The sequence below is a fragment of the Nocardia sp. NPDC051911 genome (assembly GCF_040681035.1).
GTDB lineage: Bacteria > Actinomycetota > Actinomycetes > Mycobacteriales > Mycobacteriaceae > Nocardia > Nocardia sichangensis.
This window is the reverse complement of sequence record NZ_JBFAXY010000035.1, coordinates 16,313-35,724: the sequence shown is the minus strand read 5'-3', so window position 1 is coordinate 35,724 and position 19,412 is coordinate 16,313. Positions and strand designations below refer to the sequence as shown.

The following is a 19,412-nucleotide window of genomic DNA, read 5'->3' as shown; positions in this document are numbered from 1 at the left end:
CCGGTCCGGCGCGCTCACCGAGCCGCTCCGGCAGGTCAGTCCTTGACCGGGTCGGCTCCGGCCCGCTTGATCACCGAGTCGCCGACCTCCAGCACCTTCCACAACGTCCGGTCCACGCGGATCTTCATCGTGCTGCCATCCTGCAACCGGACGTGCAAGCGCCGATACAGATTCGCGCCGTCCAGCAACCCACGCGACTTCTTCACGACCGTCCCGCGCCACTCCTGCTGTGTCACTGATCGACTCCTCACTCGACTGGACGCCGACGCCGTAGCGATTCCCCGACCGGCGTGGTTCCAGTGTCGCCACCCACCGCGCTGGAAACATCGCCATTCAGAAGTAAGTCCGCTGTGCCGAAAGTCGCACACCCCGTCGGGCGGTCGGTTGATGCCGCATGCCACCGGAGGGTGATTATGGGTCCGGCGGACACCTCTGCGTGCTGACGGCGGCCCGATCCTCGAGCGCGAATTCGTGACCCGCATCCGCTCAGCGGCGCGGTCGTCCGGTGGGTCCCGAAACGACTGAGCGGGTCGGGTGGATCACGATCCACCCGACCCGCTCCGGTCGTCGACTACCGCGGCAACAGTTCGGCTTTCAGCGCTTCCAGCGTGGCACCGTCGACGCCGAGTCCGTCGGTGACGAACCGGTCGAACGATCCGAAGGACGCGGCGGCCTGGTCGAAAGCAGCGTCGAGGTATTCGGCGCGCACGCCGAGGATCGGATCGAACAGCGCCGGATCGGTGACCAGCCCCTTGGCCACCAGCCCGTCCATCGTCGTCTTGTTGCTCGCGGCCAGGTTGTCGTTCGATTCCAGATAGTCCTTGTACACCTGGCCTTTCGGCACACCGAGCGCCGTCATCAAGATCGCGGTCATCCAACCGGTGCGGTCCTTGCCCGCGGTGCAATGGAACAACACGGGTCCGTTCGCGTTCACGATGTCCCGGATGGCGGCCCCGAACTGCGCGCGAGCCGCGGCGTCGGTGACCAGCCAGCGGTAGTAGTCGCGCATGATGCCCGCGGCCTTGCCGTCGCCGAACATCTGCTGCTGCACGGCGGGACCGCCCTGCACCGCCTTGCCCACCATCAGGTAGAAGTCGTTGCCAGGGTCGTACACCGGACGCGCGAGCGCGGGAATCGACGCCGGAAGCTTGTCGGGGTTGGCCCCGGACTCGTTCGGGCTGCGGAAATCGATCACCGCGGTGATGCCCGATGTGACCAGCTTCTGCTGGTCGGCGGCGGTGAGTTTGTCCAGGGCGTCGGTGCGGAACACCACGCCGGTACGGAGTTTGCCGTTGCCCTGGGTGGGATAGTCACCGATGTCCCGCGCATTCGGCGCCGACGACAACTGCATGGAGCGGTCGTGCACAGTGTGCACCAGTCCGGGCCCCGCCAATGCGGTGGTGGTGGACGGGAACACGGCGATCAATGCGGCGGCGACACCGGTCACCGCCCCGCGAACAACACGCGAAATCGTCACTGGCTCATTCCTTCCATAGAGTCGCGGCCCGGCGACGCCGAGCCGGCAAGTGGGCCGGAGTGTGCGACCCCGGCCACGGCTCAGGCGTCGGCGAGCAGGGTGACCGTGCCGGCCGCCCCGTCGACCCGCACCCGTTGCCCATCGGCCAGCCGGGTGCTGGCGGTCTTGGTGTCCACGACGCAGGGGATGCCGAATTCCCGGGCCACGATGGCCGCGTGCGAGGCGGAGCCGCCGATGTCGGTGACCACCGCGGCGGCGTAGGCGAACATCGCGGTGTGCCCGGTGTCGGTGACCGATGCCACCAGGATGTCGCCCGGCTCGATGTCGTCGTCCAGGGACAGGACGCGTTTCACCGTGCCTTCCACGACGCCGGGGCATACCCCGATGCCGGTCAGGCCGTCTCCGGGCGTCAACGCGTCCGCGTTCGGCAGCGGCTCCCAGTCACCTGCGATCACATCCGGCATGCGGACGCCGCGCAACCGGCTCAGCTCGGCTCGGCGGCGTGCTACCCGTTCGGTCAGATCGGCTGGCGCCCAGAGGATTTCGTCGAGCGTGAGAAAGCAGGCGTCCTCGGCCTGCTGTAGCAGCCCCTGCCGGATCAGCCGTTCCGCCCGCTCCCGCACGGCGAGGCGCAGGCAGTGGGTGTACCGGACCACGGCGTCGCGGACGCGTTCGCGCGCCATCGTCGCTCCTGCCGCCATCCGTGCGGTGCGGCTCGGCGCCGGGTCGACCGGTTCCCGCTTGGGCGCGGGCATCCGAGCGGCGCGTGCGGCGGCGGTCACCAGCAGCTCCGGCCGGTCGCCGAAGGTCGGGTTGAGCAGCTCGCACTCGCCCGGTCCGCGATGTCCGATCCGCCGCAGCTCCTCCTCCAGCGCGGCGGCGAACGCCGGGGAGATCGTCCGCGCCGCGGTGACGTCGCCCGCGTGCGCCGCGTCGTGCAACGCGGTGTCGGCCCGGCACAAGGCGGCGAGCCGTTCCACCGCGAGCATGGTCCTGGCCGACTCCAACCGCTCCAGATCGATGGGCACGGTCGCCGCTTCCTTGCCGCGGGAGTGGATGGCGGTGGCCGCGCCGGTCATCATCACCCCGATGGACGCCGCCGCCCAGGACTGATTCAGCCGATCCCGCCACAGCAGGGCGCGGGCGTGCAGTTGTTCATCGGTGAGCTCGCGAATCGCCGCGGCGCCAAGGGATTCCTGATGCGCGGCGGCATTGATGCCGTCGGTGGTCTCGCGGTAGCGCAGCGCGGTGCGCAGCACCCGGCCCGCCGCGCGCCAGGTGGCGCGGGTACTGGCGAATCCCGTCGGTGTGGGTGGCTTGCCGTGCGGGGTCAGCGAGATCTCGGGCGGGATGTTGCCGTAGACGTCGCGGCGGATGCTCTGCTCGTCCCAGCCCGGCATGTTCTCCGCGGCCAGCACGCCGATGGAGGCGTTGATGTAGATGTGGTGCCCGAGCACCGTGGTGACCCGGCTGGTCCAGTGCTCCAGCGCGATGCCGTCCAGCGCGATCATGGTGCCCATCGCGGCATTGGCCAGCCGGATAGCGCCCGCTTGGAGATCCACCGTCAGCGGGGTGAGCGGTCCGGGCAGCGCCTCGGATGTATTGGTCGCGGTGTGCACCGGATAGGCCGGGTCGACACGATCGTCGAACTCGCCCTCGAGACCTTCCGGCGCGACCGACACCAGCGCGTGTCCGTCCGAGGTGGCCGCGCGGGTGGGTATCAGGTAGCCGGGCAGCGGGATGGCGCCGGGCCCGGCGACGAACTCGTCGCCGTCGAGTCTGCGACCGGTCAGTCCGCGGACGAGGTCGGCCGCCACTTCGGACGCGGTCCAGCCGCACCGGAATCCCCATTCGTCGCGGGCCACCCTCGAATCCACCTGCGGTGGCGTGCCGGACGTCCGCCGCGACTGCCGTGTTCGGGCCGCCTGGCGGATGCGATGCGCGTCCGCACTCGAGACCACCCCGGGCGCGGCCAGTTCGACCAGGCCGGTGCGCTCGGATTGCGCGGCCAGCACCAGGAAACGTTCGAAGTCGTCGGTGTGCAGCACCTGGAATCCGCCCGCTCGGCGGGAACCGAGCAGCCCGCGCAGGATTCGCCAACTCGCGCCATCGACGCGCCTGCCCGCGACCGGCGCGGTGCGCACGATCAACGCCGCCGCCCCGCTGGACCGCACGACGTCCTCGGCGATCGATTCCGGCCCCGCGATCACCGGAACGACGATTCGCGCCCCGGCCGCTCGGGCCGCCGTCGCGATGGCGGCGAGCGAACCGCCCAGATGCACTACCGACGCGCAGTCGGCGACAGCCCGTGCGCACAACGCGGGCTCGGCGGGGTCACCGGTGATCACCTCGACCCGAGGGTCGACGTACCGGTGCCGCGCGCGGTCCAGCCCGACCACGTCGTGGCCCGCGGCCAGCAGCATGCGCGCCACCGCGCGACCGGTCGGATCGGAAACTCCGGTGACCAGGACCCGCATGAAATCTTCCTCCTCGCTGGCGCCCATACAGACGTGACGCCGTTCACACACCATCGCCATACGGCGAGCCTGCGGCCGACCACAGTCCCGATGAACGGGACCGGCGGGTCGCTCACCAAGACGGGCGGCCCGCCATCGCGACCGGCGCGGGAAGGTCGACCCCATGAGTGATCGGTATTCGGTCGCGCCTCGGGAGGCCGCCGACGTGCGCGCCTACGACCTCGAGACCGATGTGCTGGTGGTCGGTTACGGATGCGCCGGAGCGGCGGCGGCATTCGAGGCGGCGGCGAGCGGCGCGCAGGTGCTGGTGCTGGATCGGATGAGCGGTCCCGGCGGCGCATCCGCCCTCTCGGGCGGTGAGATCTATCTCGGCGGCGGCACACCGATCCAGCGGGCCTGCGGATTCGACGACGACCCGGGAGCGATGGCCGCGTTCCTGTCCGCCGCGCTCGGTCCGGGGGCGGATTCGGCCAAGATCTCTCGCTACAGCGAGGACAGCGTCGCGCACTTCCACTGGCTCGCCGACCGCGGCGTGCCGTTCAAGCCCACACTGTGGGACGCGCCGACGTGGGTACCGCCGACGGATGACGGGCTGATGTGGCTGGGAGAGAACAGCAAGCCGTTCTCCGACCTCGCCGATCCCGCGCCCCGCGGGCATCGCCCGGCCGCCGCCGACTTCGGCGGCAAGCTGCTCATGGACTGTCTGGCCGAGGCCGCGCGATCCGCCGGCGCGACAGCGCTTTTCGATACCAGGGCGACCTGCCTGGTCCTGGCGGCCGACGGCACCGTCGTCGGTGTGGTGGCCCGGCGGTACGGCACCGAGCTGACCATCCGGGCACGTCGCGGCGTCGTGCTGACCACCGGCGGATTCGTGGACAATGACGCCATGCTCGCCGCTCACGCACCGAAACTGCTGGGGCACACCAAGGTCAGCGCGGGCACCGACGACGGAAGCGGGATCCGGATGGCGCAGGCGCTCGGCGCGGCCGTGCGGCACATGTCCACGGGCCAGGTCGGCATCTCGCTCGTTCCCGGCCTCGCCGCGCGCGGCATGGTGGTCAACAGGCACGGGCAGCGGTTCGTCAACGAGGACACCTATCCCGGCCGGATCGGCCAGGCGGCGCTGTTCCGGCACGGCATGCGGACCTGGGTCGTGCTGGACGAACGAGCCTTCGAGGAAGTGCCGGAACCACAGCGGTGGGGTGTGCAGCCGACCCATGTGGCGGAGACCGCCGAGGAACTCGCCGACCTGATGGGCGTACCGGCGGCCGCGCTGGCCGACACCGTCCGCCGGTACAACGACTTCGCCTCGGGCGGGGTGGATCCCGAGTTCGGGAAAGCGCCGCGCTGGGTGCGGCCCCTCACGCCGCCGCTCGCCGCGATCGACGTGCGGGCGGGGGTGCGGCCACCGTCGGAATCCGGTGATCGCCGTGGGACCGGTGCGTCCGTGTTCACCCTCGGTGGTCTGCACACCTCGCTCGACGGCGCCGTACTCGATGTCGACGGCGCCCCGATCCCCGGTCTGTTCGCCGCGGGCCGTGCCGCGAGCAACCTGCACGGCGAGGGCTACATCAGCGGCACTTCGCTCGGCGACGGCACCTTCTTCGGCCGCCGCGCAGGTACCGCCGCGGCCCGCACCAGCTGATCCGGACGGCGGGTTCCGGTCATCGGGATGGATCGGACCGGACGGCGCCGCACCGGCCTAGCGTCGAAAGACGGCACTACCAGGAGGACTACCGCATATGACCAACAAGGTGCTCGATCGGGTACGGGATCTGCTGCCCGCGATCCGGGAGCGAGCCGCCGACGCCGAACTGCAGCGCAGAGTGCCCGACCAGAGCATCCGGGAGCTGACCGAGGCCGGGGTGTTCCGCATGCTGCAGCCGTCCCGTTTCGGCGGCGACGAATCCTCACCGGTCGCGTTCTATGAGGTGATCCGCGCCATCGCGACCGCCTGCCCGTCCACGGCCTGGGTGTCCTCGGTGCTGGGCGCGCACCCGTGGCAACTGGCGTTGTTTCCGCTGCGGGCACAGGAGGACGTCTGGAGTGCCGATCCGGACACACTGGTCTCGTCGTCGTACGCGCCGACCGGCAAGCTGACACCGGTCGAGGGCGGCTTCGAGATCAGTGGTCGGTGGAGCTTCTCCTCCGGGTGCGATCACGCCCGCTGGGCCTTCCTGGGCGCGGTCGTGCCGAACGACGAAGGCGGAGCGGAGTATCTGACCGTTCTGGTGCCGCGTGCCGATTACCGCATCGAGGACGTCTGGCACGTGTCGGGGCTGTCCGGCACCGGCAGCAACGACATCGTCATCGAGAAGGCGTTCGTACCCGCCCACCGGACCTACAGCGCGAGTGAGCAGGCCGAGCTGCGCGGACCCGGACAGGAGGTCAATACCGCTGCACTGTACCGGATTTCGTTTGGCGCGGTGTTCTCCAACACCATCACCGCACCGATCATCGGCGCCGCCCAAGGCGCGTACGAAGCGCACATCGAGCGCATGCGCGAGCGGGTGCGGATCTCCTACGGCGGGCAGAAGGCCGCCGAGGATCCGTTCGCGCACGTCCGCGTCGCTCGCGCCGCCTCCGAGATCGACGCCGCCGTCCTGCAGATGGAGCGCAACATCGGCGAACAACTGCGCTACGCCGAGGCGGGGGAGGAGATCCCTCTCGAACTGCGGGTCCGCAGCCGCCGCGACCAGGTGCGCGGCACCGAACGCGCCATCGAGGCCATCGACCTGCTGTTCGACAACTCCGGCGGTCATGCGATCCGCAAACCCAATCCGATCGAACGGCACTGGCGTGACGCGCACGCCGGGAGCGTGCACGTGATCAACGACGTGGAGCGCGCGCTGGTCCTGTACGGCCGGGACGCGTTCGGCCTGCCGGTCACGGATCGGATGATCTGATGACGCTCACCGCGGAGAACACCACGCGCCGGAGCACGACGGGCGGGCTGGAACTGCGCTACCACGAAGCGGGGTCGGGCGCGCCGCTGGTGCTGTTGCACGGCTCCGGACCGGGCGTCTCGGGATGGGCCAACTTCGGCGCCAACCTGCCGGTGCTGGCCGAGCGTTTCCGTTGTCTGATCGTGGATCAGCCTGGCTTCGGCGCCAGTGGCCGCCCGCCGGTGTACGAACGCAACTATCTGCGCATCTCCGCCGACGCGGTGCTGGGCCTGCTCGATGACCTCCACCTGGAACGGGTGCACCTGCTCGGCAATTCGATGGGTGGCGCGGTCGCGACGCTACTGGCGCTGGAACATCCCGACCGGGTCGATCGGCTGGTGCTGATGGCGCCCGGCGGCGTCGGGGTGAACGTGCTGGGGCCCGAGCCGTCCGAAGGCATCACGCGCTTGCTGGAGTTCAGCGCCGCTCCCACCCGGGAACGGCTGCTGCCCTGGCTGCGTGCCATGGTGTCGAATCCGGCGACCCTCACCGAGGAGTTGATCGAGACCCGGTCGGCCGCTGCCTCCGATCCCGCCGCTATCACCGCGCTGCGCGACGCGTACGCGACCTTCGCCGATCCCGCTCTCGCAGAACCGGTTCCGCTGTGGGCCCGGCTGCGCGGCCTGCGCGCCGAGACGCAGATCCTGTGGGGGCGTGACGACCGGGTGACACCGGTGGAGGCGGCGTTGTTCCCGGCACGGCAGATCCCGAACGCGGATCTGCGCGTCTTCGCCCGGTGTGGTCATTGGGTGCAGATCGAACGCAAGTCGGCGTTCGAGCGCGCGGTCGTCGATTTCCTCACCGCCGGTCTCTGACCGCCCGCCGCCCGCGTCGATCACACCTCGTGATCGCGGACCCACCCCGCGATCTGGGTTCGGGAGGTGAAACCGAGCTTGGTGAGAATGTGCTCGACGTGGGTCTCGGCGGTGCGCACCGAGATCACCAGCTCGGCGGCGATGCGTTTGTTGCTGTGCCCCGCCGCCACCAGCCGGGCGACGTCCTTCTCCCGGCGTGTGAGGACGTCCGCCGCCTGTGCCTCGACCGGCGCGGCCTGCGGCGGTCGCGCCGTGGCGGGCGCGCGTCCCAGCGCGTAATCGATCGCCTCGCTCAGCGACAGCGTCGCGCCGCTGTGGAAGATCTCCTCGAACTTCCGCTCGCCCAGTTCTTCTCGCACGCGACCACGCATCCTGTCACCGAGTACGCCGGTGATGGCGTGGGCGAGGCGTACCGTGCTGCGCGCCAGGATCTCCGCGGCGCCGAGCAGACGGGCGGCTCGCTCGAAGTCGGCGCGCGCGACCGCCGACCACGCCAGCCCTTCGAATCCGGAGGCAAGCCAGACGCATCGGTCGAACAGGCTGAACATCTCGACGGAGCGGGCGAGATATCCGGTCGCGGCACGCTGATCGCCGCGCCGCCAATGATCCAGCCCCATCGACCACTGCGCCAGCCCGCCGAGCAGATACGGTCCGCGCTCTGTGGTGACCTTCAGCAGCCGCTCGGCGAAGGCGGTCGAGCGTTCGTCGGCGAGCACCAGCGCGCACACGAACGCGAACGCGAGGCTGTCCATCTCCATCGCGTGATGGCCGCATTCGGCTGCCAGATGCGTGGCGGTCTCGGCCAATTCGAGCGCGCGAGCGGTGTCGCCGTCGTTGAAGGCGAGCAGCGCCGAATCGAGCATCGCCTCCGCGAGGATGTCGGGGGCATTGACCCGGCGCGCCAGGGCAACGCATTCGTCCACCAACTGGCGCGCCGACCCGCGATCGGACAGCAACGCCGCGAGCGAGGCCGCCGCGGACAGCCCGCGTGCGCGCAGCTCGGTCGGTTCGCTCGACCTCGCCAGCGCGTCGGTCAGCCATCGGTAGCCCTCGGTGAGGAAGCGATTGTGCTCCCAGAACGGCCGCAGCACCGCCGCCATCTCGAGCGCCGACTCGGGTGCGTCGGTCAGGCCGAACTGTAGCGCCGCGCGCAGATTCGCGTGCTCGCGGTTCAGTTCGCGGAACCAGGCGACGTCATCGGAACTCCAATACGCGGTGCGGCCGCGCAGTGCCAGCCGCCGGTAATGATCGCGGTGGCGGCCGCGCACCTCGGGCTCCTCGCCCCGCTCGGCCAGCCGGTCGCGGGCGAACTGCCGGATCGGCTCCAGCATCGAGTACCGCCCGACATCGCCGTCGTAGCGCAGACTCAGCACCGACTTGTCGACCAGGCCGGTCAGCGCGTCGATCACCGTGCGCCCGTTCGGTGCGGGCAGGCACACGGCTTCGGCGGCGTCGATGTCGAAGCCGCCGGAGAACACCGACAGCTGCTCCCACAAGCGCTGTTCGGCCGGGATGCACAGGTCGTAGCTCCAGCGGATCGCGCCCTCGATGGTCTGCTGTCGTTCCGGCGCGAGTCGCGGTCCCGCGCTGAGCAGGCCCATGGTGTCGTCGAGCCGGGTGAGGATCTGTTCCGGAGTGAACACGCGGAACCGCAACGCGGCCAGCTCCAACGCGAGCGGAATGCCGTCCAGCCGGCGGCAGATCGCGGCCAGCGCATCGCGATTCGCGGGGGTGGCCGCGAAGCCGGGGTTGGCGGCGCCGGCCCGCTCGGCGAGCAGTCGCATCGCATCGCTGTCGGTGGTCCCCGCGTCCGGTAGCGGCAAGGGCGCGACGGGCATGACCTGTTCGCCCTGCACGCCCAGCACCTCCCGGCTGGTCGCCAGCACGCGGACCTCCGAGGTGGTGGCCACGATCCTGCCCACCAGCCGCGCGCAGGCGTCGATCAGGTGCTCGCAGTTGTCCAAGATCAGCAGCAGCCGCTTGGCCGCGAGGAAGTCGGTGAGCCGCCGCAGCGGCGCCGCCGTGTCATCGCGCAACGCGAGGGCCTCCGCGACGGTCACCGTGACCAGATCCGGGTCCTGGACGTCGGCTAGCTCGACCAGCCACACCCCGTCCGGGAACGCGCGTGCGACCGCGACGCCGACTTGGCGGGACAGCCGGGTCTTGCCGACGCCGCCCGGACCGAGCAGGGTCAGCACGCGTGTCGTGGGCAGCAGCCGCTTCGCGGCGGCGAGTTCCTCCCGGCGCCCGACGAAGCTGGTGACCTCGGCAGGGAGGTTGCCGATGGGACGCCGCGCCATGGGTGTCAACCCTAGGTACCGCGCGGGGCGCGGAAGAGCGTTCTGGACAAATTCAACTCCGATGAACGTGCCCGCGGGCCCGGCACGCGCAGGATCGGCGGCGTTCCGGTGACCGCGGAGGGATCGAACCGGCGCCGCTCACCGAGCGGCGGCAGCGGCGTCGACGTCGCTGAGCTGATGGCGCATACGGTCGCGCTTGGCGCGCAGGTACCGCACGTTGTGCTCGGTCGGACTGGTCTGCAGCGGAATCCGTCGTTCGACGGCGATGCCGTATTCGGTCAATCCCGCCTGCTTGGCCGGATTGTTGCTGAGCAAGTGGACCGACCGCACTCCCAGGTCGGCCAGGATCCGCGCCGCGGCGCCGTAGTGACGGGCGTCGACGGGCAGCCCGAGTCGCAGATTCGCGTCGACCGTGTCGGCGCCCTCGTCCTGGAGCGCGTAGGCGCGCAGCTTGTTCAGCAGTCCGACACCGCGCCCCTCTTGTCCGCGCAGGTACACCACGACCCCGCGGCCCGCGGCGGCCACTGCCCGCAAGGCGGCGTCGAGTTGCTCGCCGCAGTCGCAGCGCAGCGAGCCGAACGCGTCGCCGGTGAGGCATTCCGAATGCACCCGGGTCAGTACGTCGCGCTCGCCCGGCGCGCCGAACACCAACGCGAGGTGTTCGGCGTGGTCGGTCGTGTCCCGGTAGCCGATGAGCCGGAACTCGCCGAAGCGGGTGGGCAGCCTGGTCTCGACGACGCGCACGACGCCCGGCTCCAGCCTGCGGCGATGGTCGATCAGGTCGGCGATGGAAATGATCGGTATTCCGTGCACCCTGGCCATGGTCAGCAGGTCGGGGAGCCGGGCCATCGAGCCGTCGTCGCGCACCACCTCGGCGATGACCGCGGCGGGGCGCAAGCCCGCCATCCGCACCAGGTCGACCGCCGCCTCGGTGTGTCCTTGCCGACCGAGCACGCCACGCGGGTGCGCTCGCAGGGGGAACACGTGCCCGGGGCGAGTGAAATCCCGGGGTGTGGCGTCGGGATCGGCGAGCAAGCGCATGGTGTGCGCGCGGTCGGCGGCCGATATGCCGGTGGTGATGCCCGCCGCCGCGTCGACCGAGACCGTGTACGCGGTGCCCTTCGGGTCCTGGTTGATCGCCGTCATCGGCGGCAGCTCCAGCCGGTCCAGGTCGCTGCCCGTCATGGGCACGCACAGCACGCCGCTGGTGTGCCGCACCAGGAACCCGATGTTCGCCGCGGTCGCCTGCTCCGCGGCGAGCACCAGATCGCCTTCGTTCTCGCGGTCCTCGTCGTCCACGACGAGGACCATGCCGCCGTTCGCGATGGCCGCCACCGCGGCAGGCACCGAGTCCAGTTCACCGGTCATCATCCGCCACCTCCATATGCCTAATAGAAATATGGCGGGGCCGGAACAGCCAGGTGGCGTCTCACTGAGTGAGGCGGTCGATATCCGCCAGCAGCTCGCGGGCGAAATCGCGCTCCGCCTCGTAGTGCCGCACGCACCAGCGCAGCACCAGTTCGGGATAGGCCCAGTCCGGATTCGCCTCGGCGCCCTGCGCGTCGGCCTCGGCGCGCCTGCGCATCTTCTCGGCGTACTCGATGTGCTCGGTGAGTATGTCGCGCATCCGGTCGGGTTCGGCGAGGTTGCCGAGCCATGCGCGCAGCATCACGCTGTGCTTGAGCACCGGCGCCTCCACCGGTGCGTGATTGACCCAGTTCGCCGCGGCCGCACGGCCTTCCGGCGTGATGGCGTACATCCGCTTGCCGCGCACGCCGTCCTCGTGCACCACCGTGCGGGAGCTGGCGTAGCCGTGCTTCTCGAGGCGTTTGAGTTCGGCGTAGATCTGGCTGAACGACGGGCTCCAATAGAAGAACTGCAGACTCCAGTCGGCCCATTTCTTGAGGTCGTAGCCGGAGAGTTCGTCGGCGTGCGAGAGCATGCCGAGTACGGCCCACGCGGTGGTCGGCAGGTCGGGCACCGCGGGTGTGACGCCATCGGTCATGGTCGGACTGTACCGCTCAGGCATATTCGGATTCGAACTATCGCCAGCGCGCCCGGCGCCCGAACAGCGTCCGTCCGGCCTCGTGGGAGATCTCGAGCAGCACCCGCGCCAGCTTGTCGAAGCTCATCGCCTCGGCTCGACCGGACAGCGACAGGGCTGCGGGGGCGGTGCCGCGGCCCCGCAGGGGCGCTGCGACACAGGCGATTCCGTCCATCGCTTCCTCGCGGTCCAGCGCCACGCCCTGGCGCAGCCGGACCTGGGCCAAGGCGCGATGCAGCGCGTCGGGCTCGGTGATGGTGTGCGCGGTCCGTCGCGGCAGCCGGGAATGGAACGCGGCTTCGGCGATGGTCGGCTCGAGCGTGGCCAGCATGGCCTTGCCGAGCGCGGTGCAGTGCGCGGGCATGCGGCCGCCGAGGCGGGTCGGCAGCATCGCGGCCAAGCGGCCGCCCGCCTTGTCCAGGTACACCACCTCGCGCCCGTCGAGCACCGCCAGGTGTCCGACCATGCCGGTGCGCTGGCACAACTCGTGCAGCAGCGGGCTGACCGCGTCGCGGATCTCGTTGTGGTCGGCGGTGAGCCCACCCAGTTCCAGGGTTCGCATGCCGAGCCGGTATCCGCCGGACGTGTGGGCCAGCCACCGGAGCCGGATCATCTGGTCGAGGATCCGATGGACGGTCGAGCGCGGCAGGCCGGTGCGTTCCACCAAGCCGAGCAGCGTCAGCGTCGGGGTGGCCGCGTCGAACGCGTCCAGGATGAGGGTCATCCGCTCGATCATCGACACCGGCACCTCGGCTTCCACCCCCTTGGCGCGGGTCCGCCGCGGGACCCGGTCGGTGCGCGGCTCGCTGTCGGGCAGCAGGGTGACGGTCATTCGAACCTCCGTCGGTCACAGTCGGTCAACGTCGACCAGGCATTACGTGCTCGATCGTTTGTGTCTCCCATCACACTGACGACTTCGCAGCCGAGATGAATCGGGAGAACTACGTAGCTTCTACGGATCCGCATCTCGGTGACCGGACTCCGATCTTGACGACCCTCGGGCGAGCGCTGTTGTCATAGCTGACAGGTATATGCCTGATCGAAATAGGAGGCCCGATGGAACCGGTGCTCGAGATGGACGGATCGCCACTGGACGTGCGCGACTTCAAAGCGGTGCTGGGTCGCTTCTGCACAGGCGTTACGGTGATCACCGCGCACGCGGAGGACGGGCCGGTCGGATTCACCTGCCAGTCGTTCTCGGCGCTGTCGCTGGAGCCGCCCGCGGTCTGCTTCTGCCCCGCGCGCACGTCCACATCGTGGCCGCGCATCCGGGCCGTTGGCCGGCTCTGCGTCAACATCCTGGCCCACGACCAGCAGGAGATCTGCCGCCGTCTCGCGCGCAGCGGCACCGACAAGTTCGCGGGGGTCGACTGGGAGCCCTCGCCCAACGGCTCGCCGCGGCTGGCCGGAGCCATGGCCTGGCTCGACTGCGAGATCGAGCAGGAGGTCGACGGCGGCGACCACACCATCGTCATCGCACGCGTCACCGCGCTGTCGGAGCATCGCGAGGCGCCTCCGCTGCTGTTCTACCGCTCCGCCTTCGGGCGGCTCGATGAGGCCTGAGCACCTCCCGACCAGTGGGACTGCACATTTCCGGGGCGGGACGGCGAACCGAAATATCGAAGTGACAACCGTGCGCGAATCGTGGAGGAACCGATGACTACCGACACCGAGGTCCGAGTGATCGACGCGGGCGCTCCGCCCGCCCGCTACGCGCGCGGCTGGCACTGCCTGGGGCTCGCGCGGGACTTCCGGGACGGGAAACCGCATACCGTCGAGATCTTCGGCACCGAACTGGTGGTCTTCGCCGGTGCGGGCGGAGAGTTGTACGTGCTGGACGCCTATTGCAGGCACATGGGCGGGAACCTCGGGGACGGCCGGATCAAAGGTGACTCCATCGCCTGTCCTTTCCACGACTGGCGGTGGGGCGGCAATGGACGCTGCACCGGCATCCCCTACGGCCGCCGAGTTCCACCCCGGGCTCGGACTCGCTCGTGGCCGACGTTGGAGCAGAACAAGCAGCTGTTCGTGTGGAACGACCCGGAGGGCGATCCGCCCCCGGCGGAGGTCACCATCCCGCGCATCGACGGGGCGTTCAGCGACGAGTGGACCGACTGGACCTGGAACACCATGACGATCGACGGCGCGAATTGCCGCGAGGTCATCGACAACGTGGTGGACATGGCGCACTTCTTCTACGTGCACTTCGGGTTCCCGACCTACTTCAAGAACGTCTTCGAGGGTCACATCGCCAGCCAGTACATGACCTCGGTGTCGCGCGAGGACATGATGGGGGAGACCGCGAAGGCGTTGGGCGGCAAGAACGTCCTGCACTCTGATGCCTCTTACTACGGCCCGTCCTACATGATCGATCACCTGCGCAGCGAGAGTGCGGGCCTGACGGTGGAGGGCATCCTCATCAACTGCCACTACCCGGTGTCACCCACGAAATTCGTGCTGCAGTACGGCGCGATCGTGAAGAAGCCACACGGCGTGCCCGCGGAGCAGGCCGAGGAGATCGCGGCGAAGTTCGCCGGTGGCCTGGGCCGCGGCTTCGAACAGGATGCCGCGATCTGGCAGCGCAAGACCCGCATCGACAACCCGCTGCTGTGCGAGGAGGACGGACCCGTCTACCAGCTGCGCCGCTGGTACGAGCAGTTCTACACCGACGTGGCCGACATCGATCCGAAGATGACCGACCGCTTCGAGTTCGAAGTGGACACCACCAGGGCGGTCACGGCGTGGGAGGCGGAGGTCGCCGAGAATCTCGCCGAGCAGCGCGCCGCCGCCGGAGCCTGAGCGGGGCCGCGATGGAACGGGTTACCTGCCGTATCTGCGCGACGTGTGTGCTCGTCGAGAAGTTCAGTCCGCAGCACACCAGCGTGCAGTGGAGCGCGGGCGCGGTGGCGGCGTGCGCCGAGTTCGCCGGCGCGGACAGTGCGCGGGTACGGACCTGCGTCGCGCTGCGCGACAGCATCGATGCCGCCGTCGCGGGCGGTCTCATCGACGTCAGCACCCGGGACGGGGACGTGCCGTGACAGCCGTGGAGGACCGAAGAGGAGACGCAGCAGTGGATCGAGCCCGAGCGGCCGTGGTGCCGGGGACCCGGGCCGAGGTTCCCGACGACTCCGAGACCCGCCCCGGCGCATTCCTCACCCTGCGTGTGGCGCGGGTGATCCGGGAGACCCACGACGCGGTATCGCTGGAGCTGAGTCCGACCGCGGAGCAGTCGAATGCGATCGACTATCGGCCGGGCCAGTTCCTGACCCTGCGGATTCCGAGCGAGCTGACCGGCTCGGTGAGCCGCTGCTACTCGTTGTCGAGCGCGCCGCACGAAGCGGGGCCGCTGAAGGTCACGGTCAAGCGAACGCCCGACGGCTACGCGTCGAATTGGTTGTGCGACAACGCGGTCGCGGGCATGGATTTCCACGCGCTGCCGCCCGCGGGTGTCTTCACCCCGGCATCGCTGGACGAGGACGTGCTGTTGTTCGCGGCGGGCAGCGGGATCACCCCGGTGCTGTCGATCCTGAAATCGGTGCTGGCAGACGGAGCCGGGCACTGCGTGCTGATCTACGCCAACCGCGACGAGCGCTCGGTGATCTTCGCCGATGAACTCGCCGACCTGTCCGCCCGGCATCCCGGCCGCCTGGTCGTGGTGCACTGGCTGGAGAGCGTGCAAGGGCTGCCGTCGCGGCCGCAGCTCGCGGCGCTGGCCGGACCGTGGCGCGAGCGCGAGGCGTTCGTGTGCGGACCCGGCCCGTTCATGGACGCCGTCTCCGCCGCACTGATCGGGTCGGGCGCCGACCGCAAGCGCGTGCACGTCGAGAAGTTCGTGTCGCTGAACGGCGATCCGTTCGATACCGCCACGCCCGATGTCGTCGACTCCATCGACTCCGGCGACCACGCGGCGGTCGAGGTGGAACTCGACGGCGAGACGCGCGCACTTCCGTGGCCCCGCCACCAGGTCCTGCTCGACGTCCTGTTGGCCAACGGGCTGGAGGCGCCCTATTCCTGCCGCGAGGGCGCGTGCAGCGCCTGCACCTGCCGGGTCGTCTCCGGTCAGGTGGCGATGCGGCACAACGAAATTCTCGACGAGGCCGATCTGGCCGAGGGATACGTGCTGGCCTGCCAGGCGGTCCCGGTCACCGACACGGTGCAAGTCACCTATTCCTGAGGAGTACGACGAATCAATGGCTGACATCGCCTCGCTCGGCTACGTCCGAGTCGCCATCGCCGATGTGGCGGCCTGGCGCGCCTTCGCCTTCGACGTGATGGGTTTCGCGCAGGCCACCGGGCCGAATCCGGACAGTCTGTACCTGCGCATGGACGAGCACGCCTACCGTTTGGAACTCGTCCCGGCGGAACAGGACCGGGTGCTCGCCGTCGGCTGGGAGGTGCGCGACTACCGCGCGCTCGCCCGGGTGCGGCAGGCGCTGGAGCAGGCGGGCGTGGCGGTCACACCGCTCGCTCAGGAGCAGGTCGACGCACTACGCGTCGAGGAAGCCTGCACCTTCACCGACCCCGCCGGGTTCACCGTCGAGGTCTTCCACGGCCCGGTGCTCGACCACAGCCCGGTCGTCACTCCCCACGGAAACCGTTTCGTCACAGCGGGATCGGGACTCGGCCACGTCGTGCTACCGGTGCCCGATCTCGAGGAGGCGAACCGTTTCTACTGCGAGATACTCGGATTCCTGCCACGCGGCTCCTTCCGAGTGCCCACCCCACCCGGTGTGGGACCGGTGCGCGTACGGTTCCTCGGCGTCAACCAGCGTCACCACAGCCTCGCCCTGATCCCCGGCACCCGTCTCGACGGCCCTGGCCTGGTGCACATCATGGTCGAGGTCGACGAACTCGACGCCGTCGGCCGGGCGCTCGACCGCGTCATGCGGGCGGGTCTCCCGTTGTCGTCGACCCTCGGCAGGCACACCAACGACAAGATGATCTCCTTCTACGTCCGCACGCCCGGCGGCTGGGATCTCGAATACGGCACCGAAGGTCTGCTGGTCGACGAGTCCACCTACAGCGCGGAGGAGATCACCGCCGACAGCTACTGGGGCCACGAATGGTGGCGCGGTTGACGCGGTGCGGCCCCGGGGTGACCGGCTGACTCGCGCTCGATCACCTCGGTGTGCATAGACTGTCGGATCGAGGAGGAAGGACGCTGATGAAGCGAAAGCTGAACTGCCCCTGCGGAGAACTGATCGTCGGAACCGACGAGGATGATCTCGTGGCCAAGACGCAAGCCCATCTGGCCGAGAACCATCCCGGCCACGACTACTCACGCGACGAGATCCTGTTCATCGCGTACTGACGAACACCTGCGTGGACGCAACCGCGGCGCATCACGGGCGGGGGCGCAAGCCTTCGATCATGTGTGTGGTTGTCTCGTCCACCAATTCGTCGGCGGTCTCGGCGGCGATCACGCCCGAGCCGACGAAGGTGGCCAGACCTTGTAGCGCGGCGACCGCGGACAACGCGATCCGGCGCGGGTCGCCGTCGATCACCTCCCCCCGCTTCTGTGCTTCGGTGATGAGCGCGACCGGCGTCGCGAACGCCGCGTCCACGGCCCGGGACATCGCATCGCCCGCGGCGGGGCTGTGCCTGCGCGCGAACATCAACGCGACGAGCGCCGAGTTCTCGGTCGCGAAATGGAGATAGGTGCGGGCCAGGGCGCGGATGTGCCCATCGGCCGAGTCGGCGGCCGCGGTCTGTGCCAAGGCGGCGGCGAGGCGTTGGAAGCCGGATACCGCGATGGCATCCAGTAGCGCCTGCTTGTCCTTGAAATGCCGGGTCGGAGCGGCGTGACTGACTCCGACGTCACGCGCCAGTCGGCGTAGCGACAAGCCGTCGACGCCGGACTCGCGCAGCGTGGCCTCGGCCCGCTGCAACAACTCGGCGCGCAGGTCGCCGTGGTGATAGGACCGGCTTCGAGTGATCGGCATGGTGTAGGCAGGATAACAAAATGTAGTCATTGCCTACTTTGTAGGCGGTGACTACATTGACTCGCATGACGGTTCGGACCTTCACCGCCCCGATCGCAGTGCTGACGGTCTTCGCGGCGCTGCTCGCCACCATGTATCTCGGCTACGCCGGCAATACCGAGAAGAACCTGCACGACTTCCCGGTGGCCCTGGTGAATCAGGACGTCGGCGACACGCTCGACGGCAAACCCGCCAATTTCGGCGCCCAGGTCAGCGACGCGCTGGTCGCGGGCATCCCGGCGGAGAAAATCGACCTGCGCGTCGTCGGCATCGCCGAAGCGCGCAAACAATTGCAGAACGGTGAGGTCTACGGCGCGATCGTGATCCCGTCCGACTTCACCAAGCGGCTCGCCATCCTCGGCGCCGCCGCCGTGGTGCCCGGTGCGGTCGAGCGCCCGGTGATCACCATCCACACCAACCCGCGAATCGGCCCCTACACCACCGGCATCATGCAGCGCATCGCCGACCGCGCGTTGCGTCAGGTGGACGAGACCGTCGGCAAGAGCCTGACCGATCAGGTGAACGCCGCCCTCGCCGCCGGGCCGGGCGCGCCGGTCGAGCCCAGCGGGGCCGCCCGGCTGATGCTCACCGATCCCGTGCAGATCGTCACCGCGCCCTACCGGCCGATGGACGACGGCGCCGGGCAGGGCCTCGTCGCGTTCTTCTACACCTTGATCCTGCTGCTGGCGGGCTTCACCGGCGCCATGATCATCCACACGCTCGTCGACTCGGTGCTCGGTTTCACGCCCACCGAATACGGCCCGTGGTTCGTGCACCCGCCGTCCACCGGCATCTCCCGGTTCCGCACGCTGCTGATGAAATGGGCGGTCATCGTCACCGCGGCTCCGGTTCTGTCGGGGATATTCCTCGGGGTCGCCTCGGCATTGAATGTCCCACTGGGCAGTCCGCTGCTGTTGTGGCTCTACGGAACACTGGCCATCGTCGCGGTCGGAGTGACCGCGCTCGCCGTGCTCGCCACCTTCGGCACCGCGGGGCTGCTGGTCAATCTGATCCTGTTCGTCGTCCTGGGCCTGCCCTCGTCGGCCGCCACGGTCCCGCTGGAGGCGACGCCCGCCTACATCGCGAACCTCGCCGCCTTCGAACCGATGCACCAGATCTACCTCGCCGTTCGCGCCATCCTGTTCTTCGACGCCCACGCCGAAGCCGGTTTCGGCCAGGGCTTGTGGATGACGGTGCTGGGCCTCGGGATCGGCCTGCTGCTCGGTGTGACCGCGACCTACGCCTATGACCGCCGCGGCCTGCACCGGGCTTCGGCTCCGACCGAGAACGCGCCGGTCATCGCGGTACCCGCCCTAGCTCGATAAAGCGCGCCGCGCGGTGGTCAGCGTGGGCTACCGCAGGTGTGAACCTCC

General features: G+C 69.5%; 18 protein-coding genes. 10 read left to right on the top strand and 8 right to left on the bottom strand.

All coding sequences use genetic code 11. The annotated features are described in order from the left end of the window. Nucleotides 1-35: 35 nt before the first annotated feature. The 3 genes from AB0L97_RS31740 to AB0L97_RS31730 all read right to left on the bottom strand — a co-directional run bounded on the left by AB0L97_RS31740 (nucleotide 36) and on the right by AB0L97_RS31730 (nucleotide 3,954). Nucleotides 36-236, bottom strand: a complete 201-nt coding sequence (locus AB0L97_RS31740) for a hypothetical protein (RefSeq protein WP_364436780.1) — start codon at nucleotides 234-236, stop codon at nucleotides 36-38. A gap of 335 nt (nucleotides 237-571) precedes the next feature. Then, entirely contained in the window at nucleotides 572-1,477 is a 906-nt protein-coding gene (locus AB0L97_RS31735; protein WP_364436777.1) for a tyrosine-protein phosphatase, read from the bottom strand. 80 nt (nucleotides 1,478-1,557) lie between these two features. Continuing rightward, on the bottom strand, nucleotides 1,558-3,954 hold the full coding sequence (locus AB0L97_RS31730) for a PEP-utilizing enzyme (protein WP_364436774.1): 2,397 nt from the start codon (nucleotides 3,952-3,954) through the stop codon (nucleotides 1,558-1,560). A gap of 163 nt (nucleotides 3,955-4,117) precedes the next feature. Between AB0L97_RS31730 and AB0L97_RS31725 the strand changes: the two genes are divergently transcribed. The 3 genes from AB0L97_RS31725 to AB0L97_RS31715 all read left to right on the top strand — a co-directional run bounded on the left by AB0L97_RS31725 (nucleotide 4,118) and on the right by AB0L97_RS31715 (nucleotide 7,714). Continuing rightward, on the top strand, nucleotides 4,118-5,599 hold the full coding sequence (locus tag AB0L97_RS31725) for an FAD-dependent oxidoreductase (RefSeq protein ID WP_364436771.1): 1,482 nt from the start codon (nucleotides 4,118-4,120) through the stop codon (nucleotides 5,597-5,599). Between the two features lie 97 nt (nucleotides 5,600-5,696). Continuing rightward, complete coding sequence (hsaA, locus tag AB0L97_RS31720; RefSeq protein WP_355075442.1) at nucleotides 5,697-6,860, top strand: 3-hydroxy-9,10-secoandrosta-1,3,5(10)-triene-9,17-dione monooxygenase oxygenase subunit; 1,164 nt, start codon at nucleotides 5,697-5,699, stop codon at nucleotides 6,858-6,860. Next, the gene (locus AB0L97_RS31715) at nucleotides 6,860-7,714 is read left to right on the top strand and encodes an alpha/beta fold hydrolase (RefSeq protein ID WP_364436767.1); all 855 of its coding nucleotides are present in this window, start codon (nucleotides 6,860-6,862) and stop codon (nucleotides 7,712-7,714) included. The genes hsaA and AB0L97_RS31715 overlap by 1 nt, the downstream gene beginning before the upstream one ends. Nucleotides 7,715-7,734: 20 nt before the next feature. Here the strand turns inward: AB0L97_RS31715 and AB0L97_RS31710 are convergent, their stop codons facing one another. From AB0L97_RS31710 to AB0L97_RS31695, 4 genes are all read right to left on the bottom strand, one after another. Further along, entirely contained in the window at nucleotides 7,735-10,014 is a 2,280-nt protein-coding gene (locus tag AB0L97_RS31710) for a LuxR C-terminal-related transcriptional regulator (RefSeq protein ID WP_364436764.1), read from the bottom strand. Between the two features lie 138 nt (nucleotides 10,015-10,152). Beyond that, entirely contained in the window at nucleotides 10,153-11,382 is a 1,230-nt protein-coding gene (locus AB0L97_RS31705; protein WP_364436761.1) for a bifunctional 3,4-dihydroxy-2-butanone-4-phosphate synthase/GTP cyclohydrolase II, read from the bottom strand. 61 nt (nucleotides 11,383-11,443) lie between these two features. After that, a complete protein-coding gene (locus tag AB0L97_RS31700; RefSeq protein WP_364436758.1) occupies nucleotides 11,444-12,019 on the bottom strand; it encodes a PadR family transcriptional regulator in 576 nt (191 codons plus the stop codon). A gap of 37 nt (nucleotides 12,020-12,056) precedes the next feature. Beyond that, entirely contained in the window at nucleotides 12,057-12,890 is an 834-nt protein-coding gene (locus AB0L97_RS31695; RefSeq protein WP_355075451.1) for an IclR family transcriptional regulator, read from the bottom strand. A 224-nt stretch (nucleotides 12,891-13,114) separates the two neighbouring features. On the opposite strand from AB0L97_RS31695, the gene AB0L97_RS31690 reads away from it, so the two are divergent. The 6 genes from AB0L97_RS31690 (at nucleotide 13,115) to AB0L97_RS31665 (ending at nucleotide 17,369) form a co-directional block, all read left to right on the top strand. Next, nucleotides 13,115-13,621, top strand: a complete 507-nt coding sequence (locus AB0L97_RS31690; protein WP_364436753.1) for a flavin reductase family protein — start codon at nucleotides 13,115-13,117, stop codon at nucleotides 13,619-13,621. 93 nt (nucleotides 13,622-13,714) lie between these two features. Further along, nucleotides 13,715-14,857, top strand: a complete 1,143-nt coding sequence (locus tag AB0L97_RS31685) for a Rieske 2Fe-2S domain-containing protein (RefSeq protein ID WP_364436750.1) — start codon at nucleotides 13,715-13,717, stop codon at nucleotides 14,855-14,857. Nucleotides 14,858-14,868: 11 nt separating this feature from the next. Then, the gene (locus AB0L97_RS31680; protein WP_355075456.1) at nucleotides 14,869-15,096 is read left to right on the top strand and encodes a hypothetical protein; all 228 of its coding nucleotides are present in this window, start codon (nucleotides 14,869-14,871) and stop codon (nucleotides 15,094-15,096) included. A 119-nt stretch (nucleotides 15,097-15,215) separates the two neighbouring features. After that, nucleotides 15,216-16,232, top strand: coding sequence for a ferredoxin--NADP reductase (locus AB0L97_RS31675; RefSeq protein ID WP_364436894.1), 1,017 nt, complete (start codon nucleotides 15,216-15,218; stop codon nucleotides 16,230-16,232). Between the two features lie 16 nt (nucleotides 16,233-16,248). Beyond that, on the top strand, nucleotides 16,249-17,136 hold the full coding sequence (locus AB0L97_RS31670) for a VOC family protein (RefSeq protein ID WP_364436746.1): 888 nt from the start codon (nucleotides 16,249-16,251) through the stop codon (nucleotides 17,134-17,136). An 86-nt stretch (nucleotides 17,137-17,222) separates the two neighbouring features. Continuing rightward, entirely contained in the window at nucleotides 17,223-17,369 is a 147-nt protein-coding gene (locus AB0L97_RS31665; RefSeq protein ID WP_355075467.1) for a DUF1059 domain-containing protein, read from the top strand. A gap of 31 nt (nucleotides 17,370-17,400) precedes the next feature. On the opposite strand, the gene AB0L97_RS31660 is transcribed toward AB0L97_RS31665, so the two are convergent. Beyond that, nucleotides 17,401-18,000, bottom strand: a complete 600-nt coding sequence (locus AB0L97_RS31660) for a TetR/AcrR family transcriptional regulator (protein WP_355075468.1) — start codon at nucleotides 17,998-18,000, stop codon at nucleotides 17,401-17,403. A 65-nt stretch (nucleotides 18,001-18,065) separates the two neighbouring features. Here AB0L97_RS31660 and AB0L97_RS31655 point away from each other — a divergent pair, with 65 nt between their 5' ends. Beyond that, entirely contained in the window at nucleotides 18,066-19,364 is a 1,299-nt protein-coding gene (locus AB0L97_RS31655) for a DUF3533 domain-containing protein (RefSeq protein ID WP_364436742.1), read from the top strand. Nucleotides 19,365-19,412 lie beyond the last annotated feature (48 nt).

Bases quoted from the DNA above. Each gene is read 5' to 3' on its own strand.
- hsaA (WP_355075442.1), top strand. From the start codon at position 5,697: ATGACCAACAAGGTGCTCGATCGGGTACGGGATCTGCTGCCCGCGATC.
- AB0L97_RS31715 (WP_364436767.1), top strand. From the start codon at position 6,860: ATGACGCTCACCGCGGAGAACACCACGCGCCGGAGCACGACGGGCGGG.
- AB0L97_RS31710 (WP_364436764.1), bottom strand. From the start codon at position 10,014: ATGGCGCGGCGTCCCATCGGCAACCTCCCTGCCGAGGTCACCAGCTTC.
- AB0L97_RS31680 (WP_355075456.1), top strand. From the start codon at position 14,869: ATGGAACGGGTTACCTGCCGTATCTGCGCGACGTGTGTGCTCGTCGAG.
- AB0L97_RS31695 (WP_355075451.1), bottom strand. From the start codon at position 12,890: ATGACCGTCACCCTGCTGCCCGACAGCGAGCCGCGCACCGACCGGGTC.
- AB0L97_RS31730 (WP_364436774.1), bottom strand. From the start codon at position 3,954: ATGCGGGTCCTGGTCACCGGAGTTTCCGATCCGACCGGTCGCGCGGTG.
- AB0L97_RS31665 (WP_355075467.1), top strand. From the start codon at position 17,223: ATGAAGCGAAAGCTGAACTGCCCCTGCGGAGAACTGATCGTCGGAACC.
- AB0L97_RS31670 (WP_364436746.1), top strand. From the start codon at position 16,249: ATGGCTGACATCGCCTCGCTCGGCTACGTCCGAGTCGCCATCGCCGAT.
- AB0L97_RS31690 (WP_364436753.1), top strand. From the start codon at position 13,115: ATGGAACCGGTGCTCGAGATGGACGGATCGCCACTGGACGTGCGCGAC.
- AB0L97_RS31700 (WP_364436758.1), bottom strand. From the start codon at position 12,019: ATGACCGATGGCGTCACACCCGCGGTGCCCGACCTGCCGACCACCGCG.
- AB0L97_RS31660 (WP_355075468.1), bottom strand. From the start codon at position 18,000: ATGCCGATCACTCGAAGCCGGTCCTATCACCACGGCGACCTGCGCGCC.
- AB0L97_RS31725 (WP_364436771.1), top strand. From the start codon at position 4,118: ATGAGTGATCGGTATTCGGTCGCGCCTCGGGAGGCCGCCGACGTGCGC.
- AB0L97_RS31685 (WP_364436750.1), top strand. From the start codon at position 13,715: ATGACTACCGACACCGAGGTCCGAGTGATCGACGCGGGCGCTCCGCCC.
- AB0L97_RS31705 (WP_364436761.1), bottom strand. From the start codon at position 11,382: ATGACCGGTGAACTGGACTCGGTGCCTGCCGCGGTGGCGGCCATCGCG.
- AB0L97_RS31655 (WP_364436742.1), top strand. From the start codon at position 18,066: ATGACGGTTCGGACCTTCACCGCCCCGATCGCAGTGCTGACGGTCTTC.